The sequence below is a fragment of the Candidatus Harpocratesius sp. genome (genome assembly GCF_054039255.1).
The window spans coordinates 1-18,044 of record NZ_JBPLBG010000053.1; the positions used below are offsets into that span (position 1 = coordinate 1).

The 18,044-nt window shown below is 28.8% G+C and carries 16 protein-coding genes; 5 read left to right on the forward strand and 11 right to left on the reverse strand.

Going from position 1 to position 18,044, the window contains the following annotated elements; translation table 11 throughout:
- On the reverse strand, positions 1 to 626 hold a 626-nt coding region (locus ACXLDF_RS13030), incomplete at its 3' end, for a hypothetical protein (protein WP_457558973.1).
- 383 nt (positions 627 to 1,009) lie between these two features.
- Between ACXLDF_RS13030 and ACXLDF_RS13035 the strand changes: the two genes are divergently transcribed.
- The 3 genes from ACXLDF_RS13035 to ACXLDF_RS13045 all read left to right on the forward strand — a co-directional run bounded on the left by ACXLDF_RS13035 (position 1,010) and on the right by ACXLDF_RS13045 (position 4,133).
- Positions 1,010 to 2,278, forward strand: a complete 1,269-nt coding sequence (locus ACXLDF_RS13035) for a hypothetical protein (RefSeq protein WP_457558974.1) — start codon at positions 1,010 to 1,012, stop codon at positions 2,276 to 2,278.
- Positions 2,279 to 2,570: 292 nt separating this feature from the next.
- Positions 2,571 to 2,807, forward strand: coding sequence for a hypothetical protein (locus ACXLDF_RS13040; protein WP_457558975.1), 237 nt, complete (start codon positions 2,571 to 2,573; stop codon positions 2,805 to 2,807).
- Positions 2,808 to 2,903: 96 nt separating this feature from the next.
- Entirely contained in the window at positions 2,904 to 4,133 is a 1,230-nt protein-coding gene (locus ACXLDF_RS13045; RefSeq protein WP_457558976.1) for a radical SAM protein, read from the forward strand.
- 29 nt (positions 4,134 to 4,162) lie between these two features.
- Here the strand turns inward: ACXLDF_RS13045 and ACXLDF_RS13050 are convergent, their stop codons facing one another.
- From ACXLDF_RS13050 to ACXLDF_RS13060, 3 genes are read right to left on the reverse strand one after another with little or no spacing between them, the layout of a single operon-like run.
- Positions 4,163 to 4,840 carry a metal-dependent transcriptional regulator gene (locus ACXLDF_RS13050; RefSeq protein ID WP_457558977.1) on the reverse strand — a complete coding sequence of 226 codons (678 nt, stop codon included), beginning with the start codon at positions 4,838 to 4,840 and terminating at the stop codon, positions 4,163 to 4,165.
- Between the two features lie 58 nt (positions 4,841 to 4,898).
- Complete coding sequence (locus ACXLDF_RS13055) at positions 4,899 to 5,597, reverse strand: B3/B4 domain-containing protein (protein ID WP_457558978.1); 699 nt, start codon at positions 5,595 to 5,597, stop codon at positions 4,899 to 4,901.
- 23 nt (positions 5,598 to 5,620) lie between these two features.
- Complete coding sequence (locus tag ACXLDF_RS13060) at positions 5,621 to 6,889, reverse strand: P-loop NTPase fold protein (protein ID WP_457558979.1); 1,269 nt, start codon at positions 6,887 to 6,889, stop codon at positions 5,621 to 5,623.
- An 80-nt stretch (positions 6,890 to 6,969) separates the two neighbouring features.
- On the opposite strand from ACXLDF_RS13060, the gene ACXLDF_RS13065 reads away from it, so the two are divergent.
- Complete coding sequence (locus ACXLDF_RS13065; protein WP_457558980.1) at positions 6,970 to 7,719, forward strand: hypothetical protein; 750 nt, start codon at positions 6,970 to 6,972, stop codon at positions 7,717 to 7,719.
- Between the two features lie 34 nt (positions 7,720 to 7,753).
- Here the strand turns inward: ACXLDF_RS13065 and ACXLDF_RS13070 are convergent, their stop codons facing one another.
- From ACXLDF_RS13070 to ACXLDF_RS13080, 3 genes are all read right to left on the reverse strand, one after another.
- A complete protein-coding gene (locus ACXLDF_RS13070) occupies positions 7,754 to 8,596 on the reverse strand; it encodes a potassium channel family protein (protein ID WP_457558981.1) in 843 nt (280 codons plus the stop codon).
- A 125-nt stretch (positions 8,597 to 8,721) separates the two neighbouring features.
- Positions 8,722 to 11,025, reverse strand: a complete 2,304-nt coding sequence (locus ACXLDF_RS13075; RefSeq protein ID WP_457558982.1) for a DNA topoisomerase — start codon at positions 11,023 to 11,025, stop codon at positions 8,722 to 8,724.
- Positions 11,026 to 11,047: 22 nt separating this feature from the next.
- A complete protein-coding gene (locus ACXLDF_RS13080) occupies positions 11,048 to 14,626 on the reverse strand; it encodes an AAA domain-containing protein (RefSeq protein ID WP_457558983.1) in 3,579 nt (1,192 codons plus the stop codon).
- A gap of 209 nt (positions 14,627 to 14,835) precedes the next feature.
- Here ACXLDF_RS13080 and ACXLDF_RS13085 point away from each other — a divergent pair, with 209 nt between their 5' ends.
- Positions 14,836 to 16,026: an aminotransferase class I/II-fold pyridoxal phosphate-dependent enzyme gene (locus tag ACXLDF_RS13085; protein ID WP_457558984.1), complete on the forward strand. Its 1,191-nt coding sequence runs from the start codon at positions 14,836 to 14,838 to the stop codon at positions 16,024 to 16,026.
- Between the two features lie 62 nt (positions 16,027 to 16,088).
- Here ACXLDF_RS13085 and tsaA read toward each other — a convergent pair whose 3' ends face one another.
- The 4 genes from tsaA to ACXLDF_RS13105 form a co-directional block, all read right to left on the reverse strand.
- Complete coding sequence (tsaA, locus tag ACXLDF_RS13090) at positions 16,089 to 16,682, reverse strand: tRNA (N6-threonylcarbamoyladenosine(37)-N6)-methyltransferase TrmO (RefSeq protein ID WP_457558985.1); 594 nt, start codon at positions 16,680 to 16,682, stop codon at positions 16,089 to 16,091.
- The gene (locus ACXLDF_RS13095) at positions 16,658 to 17,026 is read right to left on the reverse strand and encodes a hypothetical protein (protein WP_457558986.1); all 369 of its coding nucleotides are present in this window, start codon (positions 17,024 to 17,026) and stop codon (positions 16,658 to 16,660) included. The genes tsaA and ACXLDF_RS13095 overlap by 25 nt, the downstream gene beginning before the upstream one ends.
- A 176-nt stretch (positions 17,027 to 17,202) precedes the next feature.
- The gene (locus ACXLDF_RS13100; protein WP_457558987.1) at positions 17,203 to 17,691 is read right to left on the reverse strand and encodes a type II toxin-antitoxin system VapC family toxin; all 489 of its coding nucleotides are present in this window, start codon (positions 17,689 to 17,691) and stop codon (positions 17,203 to 17,205) included.
- Complete coding sequence (locus ACXLDF_RS13105) at positions 17,645 to 17,929, reverse strand: hypothetical protein (RefSeq protein WP_457558988.1); 285 nt, start codon at positions 17,927 to 17,929, stop codon at positions 17,645 to 17,647. The genes ACXLDF_RS13100 and ACXLDF_RS13105 overlap by 47 nt, the downstream gene beginning before the upstream one ends.
- Positions 17,930 to 18,044: the final 115 nt, after the last annotated feature.

Below are 18,044 nucleotides of genomic sequence, written 5' to 3' on the forward strand. Positions count from 1 at the left end.
TTATTCATTGACAGATAACTATCTGAATACATACCGACAATATATCCAATATTGCTACAATTATCAAAAATCGCTGAAGAATGATCATATAATTCAATGTGATTTGCATATATCGTGGAATTGCTAACCTGAAAATGAGTAGTATCATAAAAATTCATATCAAAAGACACATATGAATTAATAAAATTAGTAAGGATCAAAGTGCCGTTTCCTGTAGCTGTGACACTTTGTTCAATGAAATTAATGCTATCAAGTGTAGCAATAGCGTTCTGTGATATGAACAATCGGTTCATTTTTCCACCTTGCGTTATTAGCAGGGTTGATTCACCAGAAACTTCAATATCACCTGAAACTGAAACGTTCCGTAAAGTAACTTGTGCAGAATCAAAAATATAAATATTCATAAAAGTTTGGTTGATAATCTCTACAATTTCATCGTTTTGAACAAATAAATTATCTGTTGCATCTTGATTTGTGATATTTAAATTGGAGAAATTTCCATCATCAAAATTTACTACATTGTTTCCTTCTTTAGTGCTTCCAACTGACATGTAATTTGGCATAAAGACGACTAAAGCAATAATAAGCGTAATTAAACTATATAAGAGCCTTTTCGCTACATTCATCTTGTGCTCCTCTCAATTATTTTGTTTTTGTTTATATATTATTGTATTTTGATCAACTAAATTGATTTGATTGAATACTATTGATAATTTCACAAATACTTATTTAAAGATATTGTGGAGCTATTTTTGTAGAAAAGTCTTAGAATTTTTCTTATTTTTTTTTTGGAAAGAGAATATGGCTTTTGTCATTTAATCATTAAATCTGTCAATATTGAATTTTGAAAAAAAGACAAGATTGCTGGAAATTGGCTTAGATTCTTCAAATTTCAATAATTTTTTTTCTCTATATTATTAAGAGAAGTTTTTTTTTATCTTTGTTTGAATAAACAAATATTTTGAAAAAATATTTAATAATATGAAAATACTAAATTAATTGAAAATTTATGCTCAGAGATGAATTAACTGAGGTTATGCGACAATTTCAGTTTGATTATATATATGTTGATTCTTTCTTTTTAGTCATTTGGCTTTTTATCATTATTAAAAATAAAAAATTATCTGCTCTATATGCAGGTTTAATTATAGCAGTTTTAGTTTACTTTATAGATGCGGTAATATGGTGGAACTCACCAGCAGGTCCTAATTTTCCAGGAAGAAATATTCGTGAATATTGGATAGGGGGCAACTATGTTGAACACGGATGGAATAATTTAACCATCTTGAAGTTTTCAGCAGATTTCATGATGACCATTTCTTATTCTCTTTTTGCTTTTACATGGCTGTGGATAATGTTTGAAAGTTGGTTTTCTAAAAATATCAAAGAAATAGTTCTTTATTCCACATTATTATTTGGAAGTTGGCTTATAACTCCATTTTTTTCTCAATTATTTCATATTAATGATATTCCAGTCGTCAGTTTGCGCCATATGGATACACAATTCACAACACAGATAATAGTGGTGATTGTGGGTTATTTTTTGATGATAATTTTGTATGGGACCAAATTATTTCACAGTTTTGATCCAAAGGTAATTTTCTACGTCTTTGCTTTAGGATGCTTTCAAGCTTTTGCCATGGAGTTTCCATTATGGCTTTCAAAAATAAGACCTTCTGGCTTAAATCTTCTTCTTTATGAAATAATTATCTTGACAAATCAAGGAGCACCATATTTATTTATTATTTGGAATAAAATCTTACCCCTTGTGAAACTTCGTAAAGATGAATGGAAAGAATACTTTTTAAATTGGCCAATTATCAAAAATATGGCTGTTAGAATACAATCAATTGTAGATTGGGAAAATTTTCATCAGAGATTTCAATTATCTCACAATTCTTCTCTTTCTCAAAAAATGGAACAAATTTCTCCCTTCTTTCATCTCCAGGAAATATATACAAAATTTAAAGAGAGTGTAAATATTCAGCGAATGAAATCTATTTTTGGTGAAATTACCCAAATGGTCTATGATGAAGTTTCTTGGGAAAAATTAAAAGAGTTTTCTTGTCAAATTATCAGAAAATTGAAAATGGAAGAGTTAGTTGAATTTTCGCACCGTTATGGAGAAAAAATAAGAATTCAAATCTCTGCATTAAAAATTGTCTATTCATTTTTTTTTAAAATATCTCAGATGGATCCTTCAGAAATTCAAGAAAATTTCCAAAAAAGTGAGGTATTTGCGCATGGAATAATTACCCTCGATTCTATAATTGCATAATTTTTTTAGTCTTATCTTTTTTTTTCTGATTTAATCCCTTATTTTAATTTAGAATATGCTTGTTATCTTCATTTGATTTAAAGAATTTGGGCCAATTTTTTATTTTATTCAATTGTTTTTTCACAATATTCCTCAAATTATATATTAATTGCTATTAATTGCTAGGATGTCCCAAATAAATTTTCGTGTTTAATGTCATATTGAGAAATTTCTTGCTTTACGTACGAAATTAGAGAATAAATCTAAAACATCTGTAGCGAATTAAATATTTCTTAAAGGTCTAAATGAAATTATGTATCCTTATTTAGCTAAGTTGTATAAAAAAGGAAAAATATCAATTAAAAAAATCAGAGAAATAACGAATCAACATTTTACGCAAGTTATGGATGAAATTCCCAAATATATTAAATATATTAAGGAAAATGATGAAATACTTCAATATTCAGGTGTTATTGAAGAAAAATTTGAGTATTTCATTCAAAATGCAAAACAACAAGGTATTTCATTCGATAAAGCATTTATAAAGTGAAGTGATATATTTTCTATATATTATACATGGCCTTCTGAAATAAAATCAGCAAATTTTAACCAGATAGGGAGTTATTATTATTGTGGAAAGTTGAATATGTCCAAGCAAAATATTGAAGAGTTAAATTTAATCTTAGAATTGAAAGCTGATATGTTATGTAATGGGTTAGAGATTTCGGATGAAACCATTAACCGTATTCGAGCACGGGGGATTTCTTTTGACTTTGGTCGAAAAGGAGGTGCTGGGCCAGCTGGTGGAAGATATTTTAAATTTTCCAATGGAACTATCGTAAATACACCTCTTTATCATTCTCCTTCAATTTATTCTACTTTTAAAATTCAAGATATTAAGAAAAGTTCTCAAAACTTAGAAGTCATATTAGAGCGAAAACCCTTGAAAAAAAATAAAAGATCTCTTAAAATTTATTCTGATTTTGATAATTCTAACTCTTTTCCGAAAATAGAATTAATTCCCACTCCAAATTTCTATACATTACGTAATTCTGAAGGTATTCTTTTTAAAAAAATAGCTATAATGCATGGTAATCATACTTTTGCCACAACCGTACACCAACGCTGTCGTTATTGGCGAGGAAATCAACAATGTAAATTTTGTGGAGTAGAATTATCATTAGCACAAAACGCAACAATCGAGTTTAAATCAGCTGAACAGATAATTGAGACAATTATAATTGCAAAGAAAGAAAATCCTGAATTTGTACACCACATAACTCTCACAATTGGAACACAGCCTGAACCAGATAAAGGAATGCATATTTATCAAGCAATAGTCCAAAAAATTCATCAACAATTTCCCAAAATACCTATTCATATTCAAATTGAGCCTATGCAAGATTTAAAGTGGTATCAAATTTTAAAAGATGTAGGAACAAATACGATTGGAATTCATTTAGAAATATTAGATGATGTAGTTCGTCGTAAAATGTGTCCTGGAAAAAGCAAAATAACAAAAGATATATATTATAAACATTGGAAAGAAGCTGTTCGTGTTTTTGGTCCTAATCAAGTAAGCACATTCATTATTACTGGTTTTGAAAACAATGTTAATAAATTTAAACAAGAATTAGATAAAATATTACAAATTGGTGTTTTACCTGTAATAACTCCGGTAAGAATAATTCCTGGTACAAATTTAGAACCTCATCAGACAGATGTAAATAATTTTCTAGAGATTTTGCGATTTGCTGCTAAAAAATGCATTGAATACAATCTAGATCCCAGAAAAAATGTAGCAGGTTGCATTAGATGTGGAGGTTGTAGTCCTTTAATCGATGCATATGAAATTGAAATTTTAAGAGAAAAATGATGAGTATTTTTTTTTCAGTATTAACATGATTATTTTGAGGCAATTTCTTCAAGAATAATCTTGTATTCTTCATTTAATTCATTTTCAGAGAGGTCATTTGATTGAATTCTTTTATTTAGATTCGAGTAGAATTTTTCCAGTATTTTTAAAACAGCTTTTTCTGAATATATTGGTCGAGTCTCGATATGTGTTGGAAAACGATCTTCCATGATGAAATTATCAACATTTTTCAAGTCTCCTGAAATACCCATAAGTTCAATTAATCGATCACTAAATTCTCTGGTCAAGTGGTGTTCAAAATCGCATGCAATTTTGTTTATCCTTTCAGGATCTGTCATTCCTAAAATACGGTTTAGGAAAATTTCCATTATACTATGGTAAAATACAACTTCTTTTGCTCTTTTTCGCCCAATATCAGTCAGACGAATTCCACTTCGCGGTTTCCAATCAATCAATTGAGCTTTAGATAATTTTTCTAACATATTTGTAACAGATGGCGCTTTTACTTGAAGTCGTTTAGAAATTTGATTATTCTTTACCCATCCTGCTGGATTTCTTAAAGAAAGACGGTAAATACATTCAAGATATTCATCAAAACTTTCAGAATATTCAGAATTTCGAACAGTAATACCCTTATAGGAAATTTGAGAAGAAGACAAAGGTGAAGTTTTTGAAGTGGTAGTTGATTTTGAATGCTTTTCCGTCATATGAGAATTTGAAATATTCCCATTTAAAAAAGATTTGTATTACAAAAATTAATTATTACTAAGCAAAATAATGGAATCCTCCATCCTTATAATCAAGAATCCCTTGTAATTTAAACCAATTTAAAAACTCTTTAGTCTTAGCTAAGGCATATTCAACGCTTTTTTTTAGTACAGAAGCCACTCCACAAGCAACAATTAAAATAGAATGGGTGGAATAGGTGATTTTTGTCAATTGAGAATCTCTGTAAGGAAATTGTGATAAAATGATATTATGAGAATCAGTTAATATAAGTGTATCTACTGGTAATTTTACAGATTTTTTTCCTATTGGAGTAAAGCTTTCTCCATTTAGGGAAAATCTAAGTTGTAGAGGTGGTTGAATTTGATCAACATCATATGCACCCATTGGAATAAAAGAAAGCGCGCTGGCCCAATTATAAGCATCAACAACAGGAGAAATCTTTGGAAGTGATTTTTTCTTTATAATACGCCGAATTAAAGCTTCGCTTGAAGGACGTATTTTTGTAGGATCAACATGTAACTGCCGCCAGTAAAATTTACGATAAGCTTGAAAAATTGGTTGATTTTTAACTTCTTCAATGCTCATTTCTTGATTGATTTGTCGATTTATAACTGAAGTGATTGGCGAAAAATCATAGTCTTGCTTAAAAATAAGAAGATCATTGATTTCCCAAGTTATAAGAAAAAGATTCTCATCTTGTTGATGTAATTGTTGCGAAAATTCAATTGATATCATCGTTATCTTTATTTTTATCGATTTTAAAGTAATTCTTTAATTTTTTCTATTGGTTCTCGATCATATAAGAAATAATCAAATGCATCTTGGAATTTCCTTATAATTAACCGAGGATTTCCTTGTGTTTTTTCATAAATCAATTGAAAAAAATCAAGATTCCATGGAAAATATTCAGATATTTTTGAAAACTGTAATCCTTTTTGTTTGCAATATTCTTTAATTGCTAATTTATAATAATCCTTTAAATCATTCATAGAAAATGGAAATAATATGATTGAAGTAATAGATTCAGTAATTTCAGTAATAGGTTCGAAATAAGCCATTATTTCAGCTTCATTTTTAGGTTTAATTGTAAAAACTAAATGTATATTAGGAAAAACAGTAAAAAGTTGATATAAATCTTGAAAAAAATCAGGAATCTTGCTTAAATTTAAAATCTGGTTTTCTTCTTTAATCTGACTTTTTTTACTTTTTTGATGTTCTGATCCCAATTCATGATTAAATTCAGTAGATTGAAATGAAGAGGATGATAATGCCCAATCATCTTCAATATATTGCGGATTATTATAACGAGCCCATGATTCATCTAAATCATCAATGATTATTAATAAACCTTCAGGAATAAAATTTAAAAGAAGTTTTAACAACTCCATTGCAACAAATTCTGCATTTAAATTTAAAGACAATCCTAAATAATAAAGTTCGTCTGGATCCATGATTTCACCAAGTAACCATCGTTCAGCAGAATGTGACTTGTCTGGATCTATTGCATGAGTAATTATACTCCGCATAACATCTTCTAATTCATTTGGATGCTTACTATGAAGAAATTCAGGACTAACTTTGGCGCGTGCAAGTACTCGTTCAACATTACTAGTTCGAAAAAGACCATATTTTTTTTCTTGGGCGCCCCATAGATCAGAAATTTGTATTGATAACTCACGAAGACGTTCTGCTCCAAGATTTTCAACTAATTCTGTATAAAGATTATAATAAAAGAATTTAGATTCTTCAGGAACTTCTAAAAATATTGGAATTGATTTGATCTCTAATGATTTCCGAAGTTGCCAACATAAATGAGTTTTTCCAAACCCTACTTTTCCGACAATTGGGATTATTACATTTTTTTTTGCATTCATAAGTAAATCGGCAATATTCTCTATTATATACCTTCGATCGGGAACTAAAGGAAGATTTTCTTCGATATCCACCTTCGCGACAAACTTTTCAAAAGGTCCTAATGATGTTTGAAGATGGTGAAGAAGGGCTTTCTCAGTTTCCGAATATTCCATAAGTAATTCATGCTCTCAAGCGCTAAAAATATATAGGTAAGGGATAATTAAGAACACTTATTGTAGGAGAAAACATCATAATGGAACCAGAAGAAGTCCCCGATCCCATAGTAATCTATGATAAATATGCCAAAATATCTCATCCTGGGGAATATAATGGCGGGTTAATTATAAAATTGCAAAATCAGATTGTTAAAATGATTTTCTCCGATCATGTAGTATTAACAGAAAAGTCAATTGATATTTCAGGTTTAGCAGTAGGAATCCGCAATGGAAGCGGATTTTCTTCTGAACAAAATTTACATTTAAATTCCTTTAATGATATAATCTATATTGTCCGTTTGGAACCAGAAATTATTAAAGAATTTGATAATGCACGATTTTCAGCAATTTATCCAAATATCGTACGTTTAATGCATACTGCTTTACTTTATCATAAATCAAGTTATCGAATAATTGATCATCTAGATTTTGTAGCAGGTGAAATTTTACACCGACCAGTAGCCATTTTAAAGAATCATGGATTAATTATTGGGGACCGATTAGTAGGAGATGAAGATATGCATTTAGTCTTCTATGATTGTATTATCATAGGAGGTATACCATATATGGATGAAAAAGAAAAAGATATAGATAAATCTGATAAATCTATTGAATCAGAACAAAAGATCCAAGATCAAAGATTCAATGAACATCAATTAGAAAATTCAGATAATATTCAAAAATCAACTTCTCTTGAATCAAATATCTTAATTTCTTATGAACATTTTATGATGTTTCCTATTGAGCAGATTGAAACAATATTTTTACTGGGAACGGAGAATTTTTAAATATTCTTTTTTAAAATACTTTTATCATCATTTCTTAAAGAAAGAAATCTTCTTGATTTTTATAAAACGCTTCAATTAGCGCATTACCAGTTAATTCTTCATCACAAACAATTTGTTCTATTCCTAATCTCTTCAAATGTTTAATATTTTCTTCATTTTGTAAATTCACACTTATTCTTACATCGATATTTAGACTTTGAATAGTCATAGCAATCAATACAGCTTCAGCATCATCTTCAACAACAATAATTGCCTGTTGTGCCTTTTCAATTCCAGCTCTTTTTAATATTCGTTCTTCTTCAGGATTTCCTCTAACAAATTCAACAACTTTTGGTAAATCAAACGGACGGTCTGCAATATCTGAAATTAAAACATAATTGTGATCGCCGCCAAGATCACCAGGCAAATTTCTAAGAAAATGTCGAACTTTTGGATTCCAACCAATCAAAATAATATGATTTGAGAATTTAATTTCATGATCCCCCTTTAATTTTTGAAAAATATGAACGTATACAAATTCTACGAATAATAATGTGATTCCTAAACCTATCCACATAAAAATGGTGGTTAATAGCCATGTTCTAATACTACTTGGTGGAACTAAGCCAGAACCGGTATTAGTTAAGGTATCTGTCGCCCAATATAACCCTAAATAATATGGAATTCCTTCGAGGGAAGAATAGATTGCAGCTAATACCAAATTCAATGAGAATACAACTACAAATACTTTTAACATTAAGCTTCGTGTAATAAATTTCCCAAGGATAATCAGTCTTTTCTTAAATTCTGAAGTCTTTGAATTCATACTTTCTTTTTTAATTGATGAAAGTCTTTTATTGCTTTCTGTTGAAGGATATATTTCTCTCGATTTAGGCATAAATCTTCTCTTCTATTTAGGGTGTTGATTTAGACGTTGATAGAAAAAAAAAGGTGTTTTCCTATAGATTATTTGGTTCACTTGAATTTACGATAAAAATTAATTTATTTAATTTTAAAAAAAAGCTATCGTTTTACACATTTCCCTTTAACTATATAAAAAGATTTGCAATTACTACAAAATCCTTCACCAGTTTGATTATTCAAGCCATGAGTCCAACAATGAGGACAGATATAGTAATAAAACCGATGACCATTCTTTGAAGTACTAATTTTTACAATGTTAAAAGAGCATATAGAACAAGTTGCTTTTAGTAAATGTGGAGTTCCTTTTTTTGGTAAACTTAAATATGTCTGACATTTAGGATCTTCGCATACTAAGAACTTCTTCTTTTTTTGAGGACTGATTACTAATTTCATATGATGAGTTTTACATTTTGGGCAAAATGAAGTTGATAAAGCATGTGTCGAACCTTTTTTTTGAGATGAAATTACATTTTTATTTTTATTTTTATTTGTATTTAGGTTTGTATTTATTGATGAACCACTTTTTTGTTTAGAAGAAGTGATAATTTTATTATTTCTACCTCTAATTATATTACCCGTGCTTTGAATCGGCTGAATTTTTGAAACAATTTGTGATTTTTGGGCTCGAAATAAATCGAATAACTTCAAAAATTCTAATTTAATGGAATCTACTGCATTATTGTATTTTATTTGCTGATTCTTTACTTCTTCTAATAATTTTTCAACTTTAGCAGTAAAAGATGGTTCTAAAAATGGTTTCCAAATGTTTTTAAGCGCATCAATTAATAAAAATCCCAAATCCATTAAATATATAGATCTTCCTTTGCGCTGTATATAGCTTCGATCAATTAAAATCTGTATAATCGCAGGTCGGGTAGATTTAGTTCCAAGATTTTTTTGTTCCATCAATTGTAGTAAACTTGTATCAGTATAACGAGGTGGTGGTTGAGTTTCTTTCTCTTCAAAATTAATTTTATTAATAGGAAATTTAGGTTTTTTCAAGTTTGAATCAATATATTGAGTTATCATTGGCATTGGATCTTTATATTTTGGGGAAAGAAATGGTGCAATAATGTAAAATCCTTGTTTTAATAAAGTTTTGAATTGTCCAAGAAATTTCTCTCCCTTAATATCGAATAATACTCGTGTTTCAGATTCTTTGGCTTTTTCACCAAACAATGCTAAATAATGTCGAGTAATAAGATTATATACCTGTTCTTGTAGTTTATTTTCAAAAATATTTGCTGATGGCTCAAGTGATTTTAAGGGACTGATTGGAGAATGATCTCCTGCATTTTTGCGTCCTTGCCTGGGGTTAATCCGATTGCTTTTGAATAAATCTGTGGTATAACCTCCGTAAAGCGAATGAGTTAAGAATTTTTGAAGTACGCTTTTATGATCATAATTTGAAGAATATACATCAGAATCAGTTCGAGGATATGTGATTAATTTGTTCAAATATAAATCTTCTAAGGTTTTTAGAGCTTGTTTGGCAGTGATCTTAAGATTTTTCGTAATTAATTGGAGTGCTCGGGAAGTATTTAAAGGTGTGGGCGGTAATATTTCCTTAGTTTTCATTGAAATTTGCTCTAATTGTGCAAATTTTTCATTAGATACTGTGTTATATATTTTTTCTGCAATTTTTTTATCAACAAAATTATTATTTTGATGATTTACATGTAAATTTGTATTTCCGACTTTAAGATCTGCAGAAATACTCCAAAATGGAGTAGGTTTAAAATTTCTAATTATATCCTCCCGTAAATAGATAAGATATAGTAGAGAGGTTTGGACACGACCAATAGAAGCAAATTTAATGTTAAGGGAATTTAGTATATTCTTTAAAGTCAAAGAAACTTCTCTTGTGGCTGAAAAACCAATAATTGCGTCAATTTGAGCCCTTGCTTCGCCAGAAAATGCCCATGACCATTTTGGAGGAATCAATTGGTTGAAAGCTTGTTGAATTGTCTTTTTTTGAAGATCATTTAACCATAATTGTGCCAGTTTTATCTGCGGATTAGCTTGCTTAACAAAAGGAATAGCATCCATTAATCCAATATTACAACCTTCAACATCAGCATCTGTTCCAATAATACAGGTATCACATTTTTTTCCATATTGTTTCAGAGCTGAAATATAAGCACCTGCATAAGTTGTGGGAATTTTTGCAATTGCTTGGGGATCGGTTATAATATCTCGAGGATCTTTGGCTGTCCATTTTTTATATGGAGGGGTATTTTCATATTGTTGAATATGTCCCCGTAAAGGTAAAACATATATATTTCTTGAGGGAATTTGATAAACAGATACTAATTTATTCACTCGCACTTTTTTTGTTGGTCCCAATGCTTCAGCAATTGCTTGTGCTGCTTTATTTTTCTCAGAAATGACTAAAGTGCTCATAATTTTAAATACTCCAAATTCTTTAATTTTTGATATTTTTTTTGATTTCTAAATCAAATGGAGAAAGTAACCAGTATCCGTTTGAATTTTTAATATGTAAGAGAAGCTGGGTATGAATTGATTTAATTTTTTTTGTTTGTGGGGAATTATTTGAGGAATTAGAACATAATGTGGCTGAATCACCGATAAATATAATTTTAGTCCGAGCACGACTGATTGCAACATTTAGTCGATGAAAATCAGAATTTAATGAACTTAACTCCCAATCAGGTCTTGAATCCACGAAACTATAGATTATCACTTCTCGCTCATTTCCTTGAAATCTATCAACAGTATCCACTGTAATGTTATTAAAAGATATATTTTTATTACTCATTTGAATTTCTTCAGTTTGCTGATTTCTTATTTTTTTTTGAAATTTATTTATCATTTCAGATATTTTTGCATTATGCGCTCTAAATGCAGAAATTATTCCAATATTTTCTAAAATTTCATTAATTGCAATTTGCTTAAGATTTGAATCATGAAGTGCAGATATTAATTCTTTTATAATAACTTTGATCGTAGCTATTTCAGTTGTATTGTATTTTGATTCATTTCCAGTACCTAAATGATTATTAGATGAATCATATCCTTTCAATTTTTTTGTATCTAAGAAAATCATACTGTTAGATGAATTCCATACAAATTTTCCCAGATTAGAAATTGTGAGGAAGATCTCATCGATTTGTGTAGTATTTGGAAAAAATCGAAAAAGAAAATCTAACCATGTAAAATCTCCAATATTTTTTCCGTTAATTGTACCAGGAATTAATTTATCTTCATAAAATGTGTGTGAAATAAACTGTGAAATCGTTTTATGCATTCTATATTGTGATTGTAGTAATGTAAAATTCGAAGTTTTTTGAAATCGAGGTAGAAGTCGTTTAAAAAGTGTTTTATTTAATCCAGATTGATAGTCAAAATTTAATTTTGCAAATAGTGGATTGTTAATTAAACTATCTAAATTTATTAAACTTTTATCATAATTAAGAATTCTATATTGAGTTATTGGTGGTAATTGTTGATGATCTCCTACTAAAACTCCTTTTTCTCCTTTTAGCAAAGGAATTATTGCCCCAGGTTCCAAAATCTGTCCTGCTTCATCTAAAATTACCATAGCAAAGTAGTACGGTTCAAGTAATAATGATCCAGCCATAGTTGTGGTTGTTGCAATTACATCTACATTCTCTAGCAACAGACGCGCTTTTAGAGGATCAACAGCCAAAATTTCGTTTTGATTCTGTATTTTTTTCTTATATGTGCATAAAATTTCTAAATTATGGCTTTTAACAATTTTAGAGTTAGAACCATGAACATTGCCAATACGGATACATTTAATTTTTGGATAACGTCGAATCAATTTCTCTACTAAAATATCAACAGCTTTATTTGTAAAAGCACAAATTAAAACAGGAATTTTTGGAGGAATATAGCGTTTTCGTGTTTTAATAAAACGATCTAATGCATTTACTCGATTTTTAGGTAGATTTTTATTTTGTAGGTGATTGGATCGGTATATTTTAAGAAAATAATGGATGATTTCGATGACTACAGTTGTCTTTCCAGTGCCAGGAGGACCTTGAATTAGTGCTAGTCGTTTAGCTTGTAATGCACTATTAATTGCTTGTATTTGGCTTTGATTTAATTTATTTTTTATCTCATTTTTTTCTTTTTTTTCTTTTTCAAGCTCAGAAATCGATGGAATATTTTTAATTAGTTTAGGATATTCTTTAAAAAGGAGTAAATCTTTGAAAATTTGTTCATGACTTTGTTCTGGGTTAAATGATGCCCTGATAAATATATCTAATGCTTGTTTATACTGCCAAATATGATAATTTGAAAAAGAAAAATCAATTCGATATTTTTGTTTTTTAAAATCTTTTCCAAATTTTTCTAATGTCTGTGAAGTTTGAACGATAATGATTTCTGAATTGATTTCAGTTATTATTCCACTTATACTACCTACCTTGTACTTGTTTAATGTCTGTGGAGTGATTAATATATAATCCCCTGGGCGAAATCGAGTTTTTTGATTTGAATTGGCAGCTGGTTTAGAAAATTGATATTGGAATGATTGATTTACCAAATTCTTTGAATTTGAAGGTAAGCAATCATTAAATAATAAGGTTAATCCCCCAATTGCTACACCTTTCTCTTCTTGAATCTCAATTTCGTTAAAACTCTTTAGCATATCACGTTTAACAGCCAAAAATTCGTGATCAATTAAAAATTGAAACCAATCTGCATAAAATCGGATAAGTTTTAGATCTTTTTTAGATGTAGATTCAGAAATGGAACTTGTTTGAAAAATTATATCATTAATAGTTTGTTCGTTAGCTGATGTCCCAGATTTTAAACCTAATTGATAAAATTTATCTTTATATAAATTTAAGTAAATTTTACATTTTTTTTTTGCACTGCATTGAGCACAAGGTGTATCTGGTTTCTTTAAAGGAGTAATTCCTACTAAAAAACTCCATAATTTATTTCTAATTTTCAATATTCGTAAAAAATCGGGAGATTGCAGCGCTATGGCTCTTTTGGATGCAATTTCTTTGTTTTTGTTTGATGGATTTAATGAATAATGTGAAAAACGCTCATTTGGGGGATGTCGTGGATATTCAATAAGAATCTCTTCGATATTCCATTGATATAAATCTTGCAAAATTGCCCCATAAGTCAAACCTTGATAATATGCAATCATTTGAGAAGCTCTTTTACTTCTTCCTGTTTTTGTTTCTATAATAGTACATCGTTCTTGTTTTAAATCTAAAATAAATCTATCAATCCTTCCTTGTAATCCAATCACAGGTGATTGAACAAATTTTTCGCAGAATATATCAAAACGTGAATATTTTTTTTGATAATCTTGTAAATGAGTTCTTATAAATTCCAATTCATTTTCTAAAAAGTTTTCATAGAATTCATTAATAATATTTTTTTCTAATTTTCCTAAAATCACAAAATACTGCCAATTTTGCGAGACTGCAATTTGAAAAGCGCTTATTATATCTTGTTTAGTGGGAATCCGGAAATTATTTGAAGATTTTAGTTTGGGAAAAAGTATCGCAAGATAATCATGAATTAAATTTCCCCACATCATGTATTCATTTGCTTCACTTGCTACATTAAAATAAAGATCAAGAAAAGACTGAATTTCGCAGTATTCATAACCTCCAATCCAACTAGAATTGATATATGTAAAGTTATCTAAAATTACATGATGAATTTCCAAATAACGCTGTCCTGATGGAAGAATCTTAAATATTCCCTTAATTATAACCACTGTTATCGGAAAAAATGATTTTGGCAGTTCAGCTAATATCTTGGCAATATCTTTATAAACAAACGCAAAAATTTCTTTTCCATTTGTATCGACTAAAAGAACAGTGGTAAATTCTTTTTCTTTATTTATTTGCAGAATTTTCGATATTGAGCAAAAAAGAGGTTTTTCATAAGTGATTTGCATTTCTCCTTCTTTATTTCCATTTTTATCCTCATAGTCATGAAATGCAACAGAGATTGGTTTATATTCTTGAATAAAATGTAAATCATTCATATTACTTTCGTTCCTTTTGAAAATAATTTTGGATATATAAATAATATTTGGCTCTGTATTTATTTTCTAAATTGATAAAAGGAGAATTCTTGTATTTTTGTATTTTTGTATTTTTTGTTAATTTCAATATTAAAATTTTCAAACTATATATTTTTATACTTATCAGTTAAACTTATTACCAAATAAGTAAAATAAATGAGAGTGATTTAATGAAAAACATCTTTACAAAGGCAGAAAAATTTACTGAACCACAAAAATTCAAAGAACTTGGATTATATCCATATTTTGTTCAATTTAGTGCAACTATTGGACCACGTACTTCTATTCAAGGAAAAGAAACAATAATGCTCGGAAGTAACAATTATATGGGTTTGACTTCTCATCCAGAAATGCTTAAAGCTGCAAAAAATGCTATTGATCAATTTGGAACTGGATGCACTGGATCTCGATTATTAAATGGAACACTTGATTTACATAGTGAAATGGAAGAAAAACTTTCAAAATTTTTAGGATATGATGATACTATCGCATTTTCAACTGGATTTCAAGTGAATATCGGAATTATAGGGGCATTAACTACTAAAAAGGATTATGTTATTTCAGATGAAAAGAATCATGCCTCAATTATTGATGGATGTCGCTTATCGAAAGCAAAAACTATTGTGTATAAACATAATGATCCTCAAGATCTTGAAAAGAAACTTCGTGAACTTCCAAAAGAAGCAGGAAAACTTTTGATAACAGAAGGTGTATTTAGCATTGAAGGTGATCTGGCGCCATTAAAAGAAATAACTGAAATAGCTCATCAATATAATGCAAAAGTTATGATTGATGATGCTCATGCAACAGGTGTTCTTGGAGAACATGGAGAAGGAACACCAAATCATCTGGGTTTAAAGAAGGATGATGTAGACATATTATCTGGTACTTTTTCCAAATCTTTTGCGTCTATAGGTGGATTTGCTTCTGCTTCTGAAGAAGTAATAAATTATCTGAAACATACTGCAAGAAGTTTTCTCTTCAGTGCATCTATGCCCCCTGCATCTTGTGCTAGTGTTATAAAAGCAACAGAATTAATTAAAAATGGTGATGATATGAGAGAAAATCTAAGAAATTTACTTAAACATTATCGTAAAGGATTAGTTAATGCTGGATTTAACACAGTTTACAGTGAATCTGCTATTGTACCAATCATTGTAGGAGAACAAGTAAAGAATTTTCAATTATGGCGTGGGTTACTGGATAATGGAGTGTATACTAATCCTTATATGATTCCTGCAGTGCCAATTGGTCATGAATTATTACGAAGTAGTATTATTGCTACTCATTCAAAGCGAGATATTGATGAAGCTTTAGAGATCATAGAAAATGTTGGTCACTCATTAAAAATCATATCATAATTATTGTATTTGTGCGAATAAGTTTTTCTTTATTTTTCTTTTTTTATTTTACTTTAATTAAATCAATGAGGAACACCTTTAATATGAAGAAGTAAGTGTTCTTTATCATCTCGATTGTTAAATTGTAACCAACCATAATTTGCATCGCTTTTTGCATCTAAATCTTGAATATAGGGCTTGATATCTAATAAAGGAGTATTATTAAATACATCTAAACCTGAAGTATAGATTCTATTATCCTCAATTTTTTTCAATTTAACAATAGAAAGTCCTATAGGATTTGGACGATGAGGGGAACGCGATGCAAAAACCCCAACTTCCATATTATCAACCCAAGGTGGTTGAACGGTATTAATGTATTCTTTTTTGTTCAATCGATCAATATAAAAAATAACAAAAATATAACGAAATTTCTCCAAACCTTGTAGTCCTTTAAGATAAGCCTTTTGAAGTTCAATATAGAAAATACCTTTATCATTTGTCACTGGTTGATAAGGTGCTTTTTCAATATATGGTGTATAAATTGTGCCAATTGGTTGAAAAATAATATCCATTTTTATCATGATATATAAGAACAAATCAATTATAAAATCAAGTAAATTTTTAAGTAAAATATCAAGTAAAAAAGAGATTATTTTTGTTCGGGTGATTTCCATTTATCTAAATATATTGTGTATTCATCCATTAATCTTTGAATATCTATATCCTTCTTATCTTTTATGTTTTGAAGCGCCATCAATAATATTTTTGTTTGAAGCAGTTGAAATTCTTGATTTTTTATATCACTTGTTAATAAAAAGCGATGAGTCATTTCATTACTTTTTCTTTGATCTTGCGTCGATATATCAAGTTTATCAAGAAAATAACCGAGTAATATTGTTCCTATTAAAGCAACAGGCACTAAAACAGCTAAAATAAGCCAAATACTAAGTGAATCGTATGCATATTTTGTTGTCATTACAGCAGTAATAGAACTCATTCCTAAAGTTAAATACGACATGCCAAGCTTAAAACGTGATAGTTGCCTGCCAATAAAAGGAGCATTTATTTTATTCATTTTTTTATGAGGTGTATCAGATATTTTATTCTTTACTCTTTTATTTTTAAATTTCATAAGTGTGATCAATAATGCAATAGAATTGCAATTTAAAATTTTTAGCTTTACTTATGATTCTTTTAATTATTTGAAAATGGATTGTGAACAATTATATTTTCTATAAAATAAAATGCCTTATCATTTGTAATTATATTATTAATATTATGAAGATTCATTGAATGTAAAATCGTTGAATCGCGTCCACCTATGCTTGTTTTTAAGCCATATTTATATAAAAAATCAAGCGTGTTTTCTAGATCTCCCTTATTAATTATGTCAAAAAATATTTTAAAAAAAGGAAATTTCGATTTAAGTAAATTTTTTGCAATATTGAAGCCTTTTTCTCCCACTTTTTTTATTAATAAATGAGATAATTCGATTATGATAAATTCATTAATAAAAAATTCATTATCTGGAATTTTAATCAATTCATCAAAATATATTTTAGTAATTTTATGATTCTTGGAATTAGCAACCAAATACCACCAAAGAATATTTGTATCAACGAAATAATCTGTAATGTCAATCCAACTCCGTAGTATTCCAAATTTCCTTAGGATTAATTTCATCAGGTTCTTTTACAGTCAAAATTCCTGAAAAGAAATTAATAAATTCATCACGAATATTAGAGTTACTCGTCTTTTCTCTATTTTTAAGAATATCTAATATAGTTTGATAATTCTCTTTACCAATTTTAAAAATTAGTGATAATAATTCTTTTTTTGTCAATTTAATCTTAGTATCGAGATAAATCCGTGCAATTAATTCATCTAGCTCATTTTGATGATCAAATTTTATTGTTGACATAGTAACAATATCACTAAGTAACCAAGTAACTATAACCTAAAAAAGATATATATTACAAAACTTATTCACACTTGAAATTTTCAGTGCGATAAATGCGATAAGTGCGAATAAGTTT

Bases quoted from the DNA above. Each gene is read 5' to 3' on its own strand.
- ACXLDF_RS13035 (WP_457558974.1), top strand. From the start codon at position 1,010: ATGCTCAGAGATGAATTAACTGAGGTTATGCGACAATTTCAGTTTGAT.
- ACXLDF_RS13070 (WP_457558981.1), bottom strand. From the start codon at position 8,596: ATGCCTAAATCGAGAGAAATATATCCTTCAACAGAAAGCAATAAAAGA.
- ACXLDF_RS13080 (WP_457558983.1), bottom strand. From the start codon at position 14,626: ATGAATGATTTACATTTTATTCAAGAATATAAACCAATCTCTGTTGCA.
- ACXLDF_RS13050 (WP_457558977.1), bottom strand. From the start codon at position 4,840: ATGACGGAAAAGCATTCAAAATCAACTACCACTTCAAAAACTTCACCT.
- ACXLDF_RS13085 (WP_457558984.1), top strand. From the start codon at position 14,836: ATGAAAAACATCTTTACAAAGGCAGAAAAATTTACTGAACCACAAAAA.
- ACXLDF_RS13060 (WP_457558979.1), bottom strand. From the start codon at position 6,889: ATGGAATATTCGGAAACTGAGAAAGCCCTTCTTCACCATCTTCAAACA.
- ACXLDF_RS13045 (WP_457558976.1), top strand. From the start codon at position 2,904: ATGTCCAAGCAAAATATTGAAGAGTTAAATTTAATCTTAGAATTGAAA.
- ACXLDF_RS13055 (WP_457558978.1), bottom strand. From the start codon at position 5,597: ATGATATCAATTGAATTTTCGCAACAATTACATCAACAAGATGAGAAT.
- ACXLDF_RS13105 (WP_457558988.1), bottom strand. From the start codon at position 17,929: ATGTCAACAATAAAATTTGATCATCAAAATGAGCTAGATGAATTAATT.
- tsaA (WP_457558985.1), bottom strand. From the start codon at position 16,682: ATGGAAATCACCCGAACAAAAATAATCTCTTTTTTACTTGATATTTTA.
- ACXLDF_RS13100 (WP_457558987.1), bottom strand. From the start codon at position 17,691: ATGAAATTAATCCTAAGGAAATTTGGAATACTACGGAGTTGGATTGAC.
- ACXLDF_RS13075 (WP_457558982.1), bottom strand. From the start codon at position 11,025: ATGAGCACTTTAGTCATTTCTGAGAAAAATAAAGCAGCACAAGCAATT.
- ACXLDF_RS13095 (WP_457558986.1), bottom strand. From the start codon at position 17,026: ATGTCGTATTTAACTTTAGGAATGAGTTCTATTACTGCTGTAATGACA.
- ACXLDF_RS13065 (WP_457558980.1), top strand. From the start codon at position 6,970: ATGGAACCAGAAGAAGTCCCCGATCCCATAGTAATCTATGATAAATAT.
- ACXLDF_RS13040 (WP_457558975.1), top strand. From the start codon at position 2,571: ATGTATCCTTATTTAGCTAAGTTGTATAAAAAAGGAAAAATATCAATT.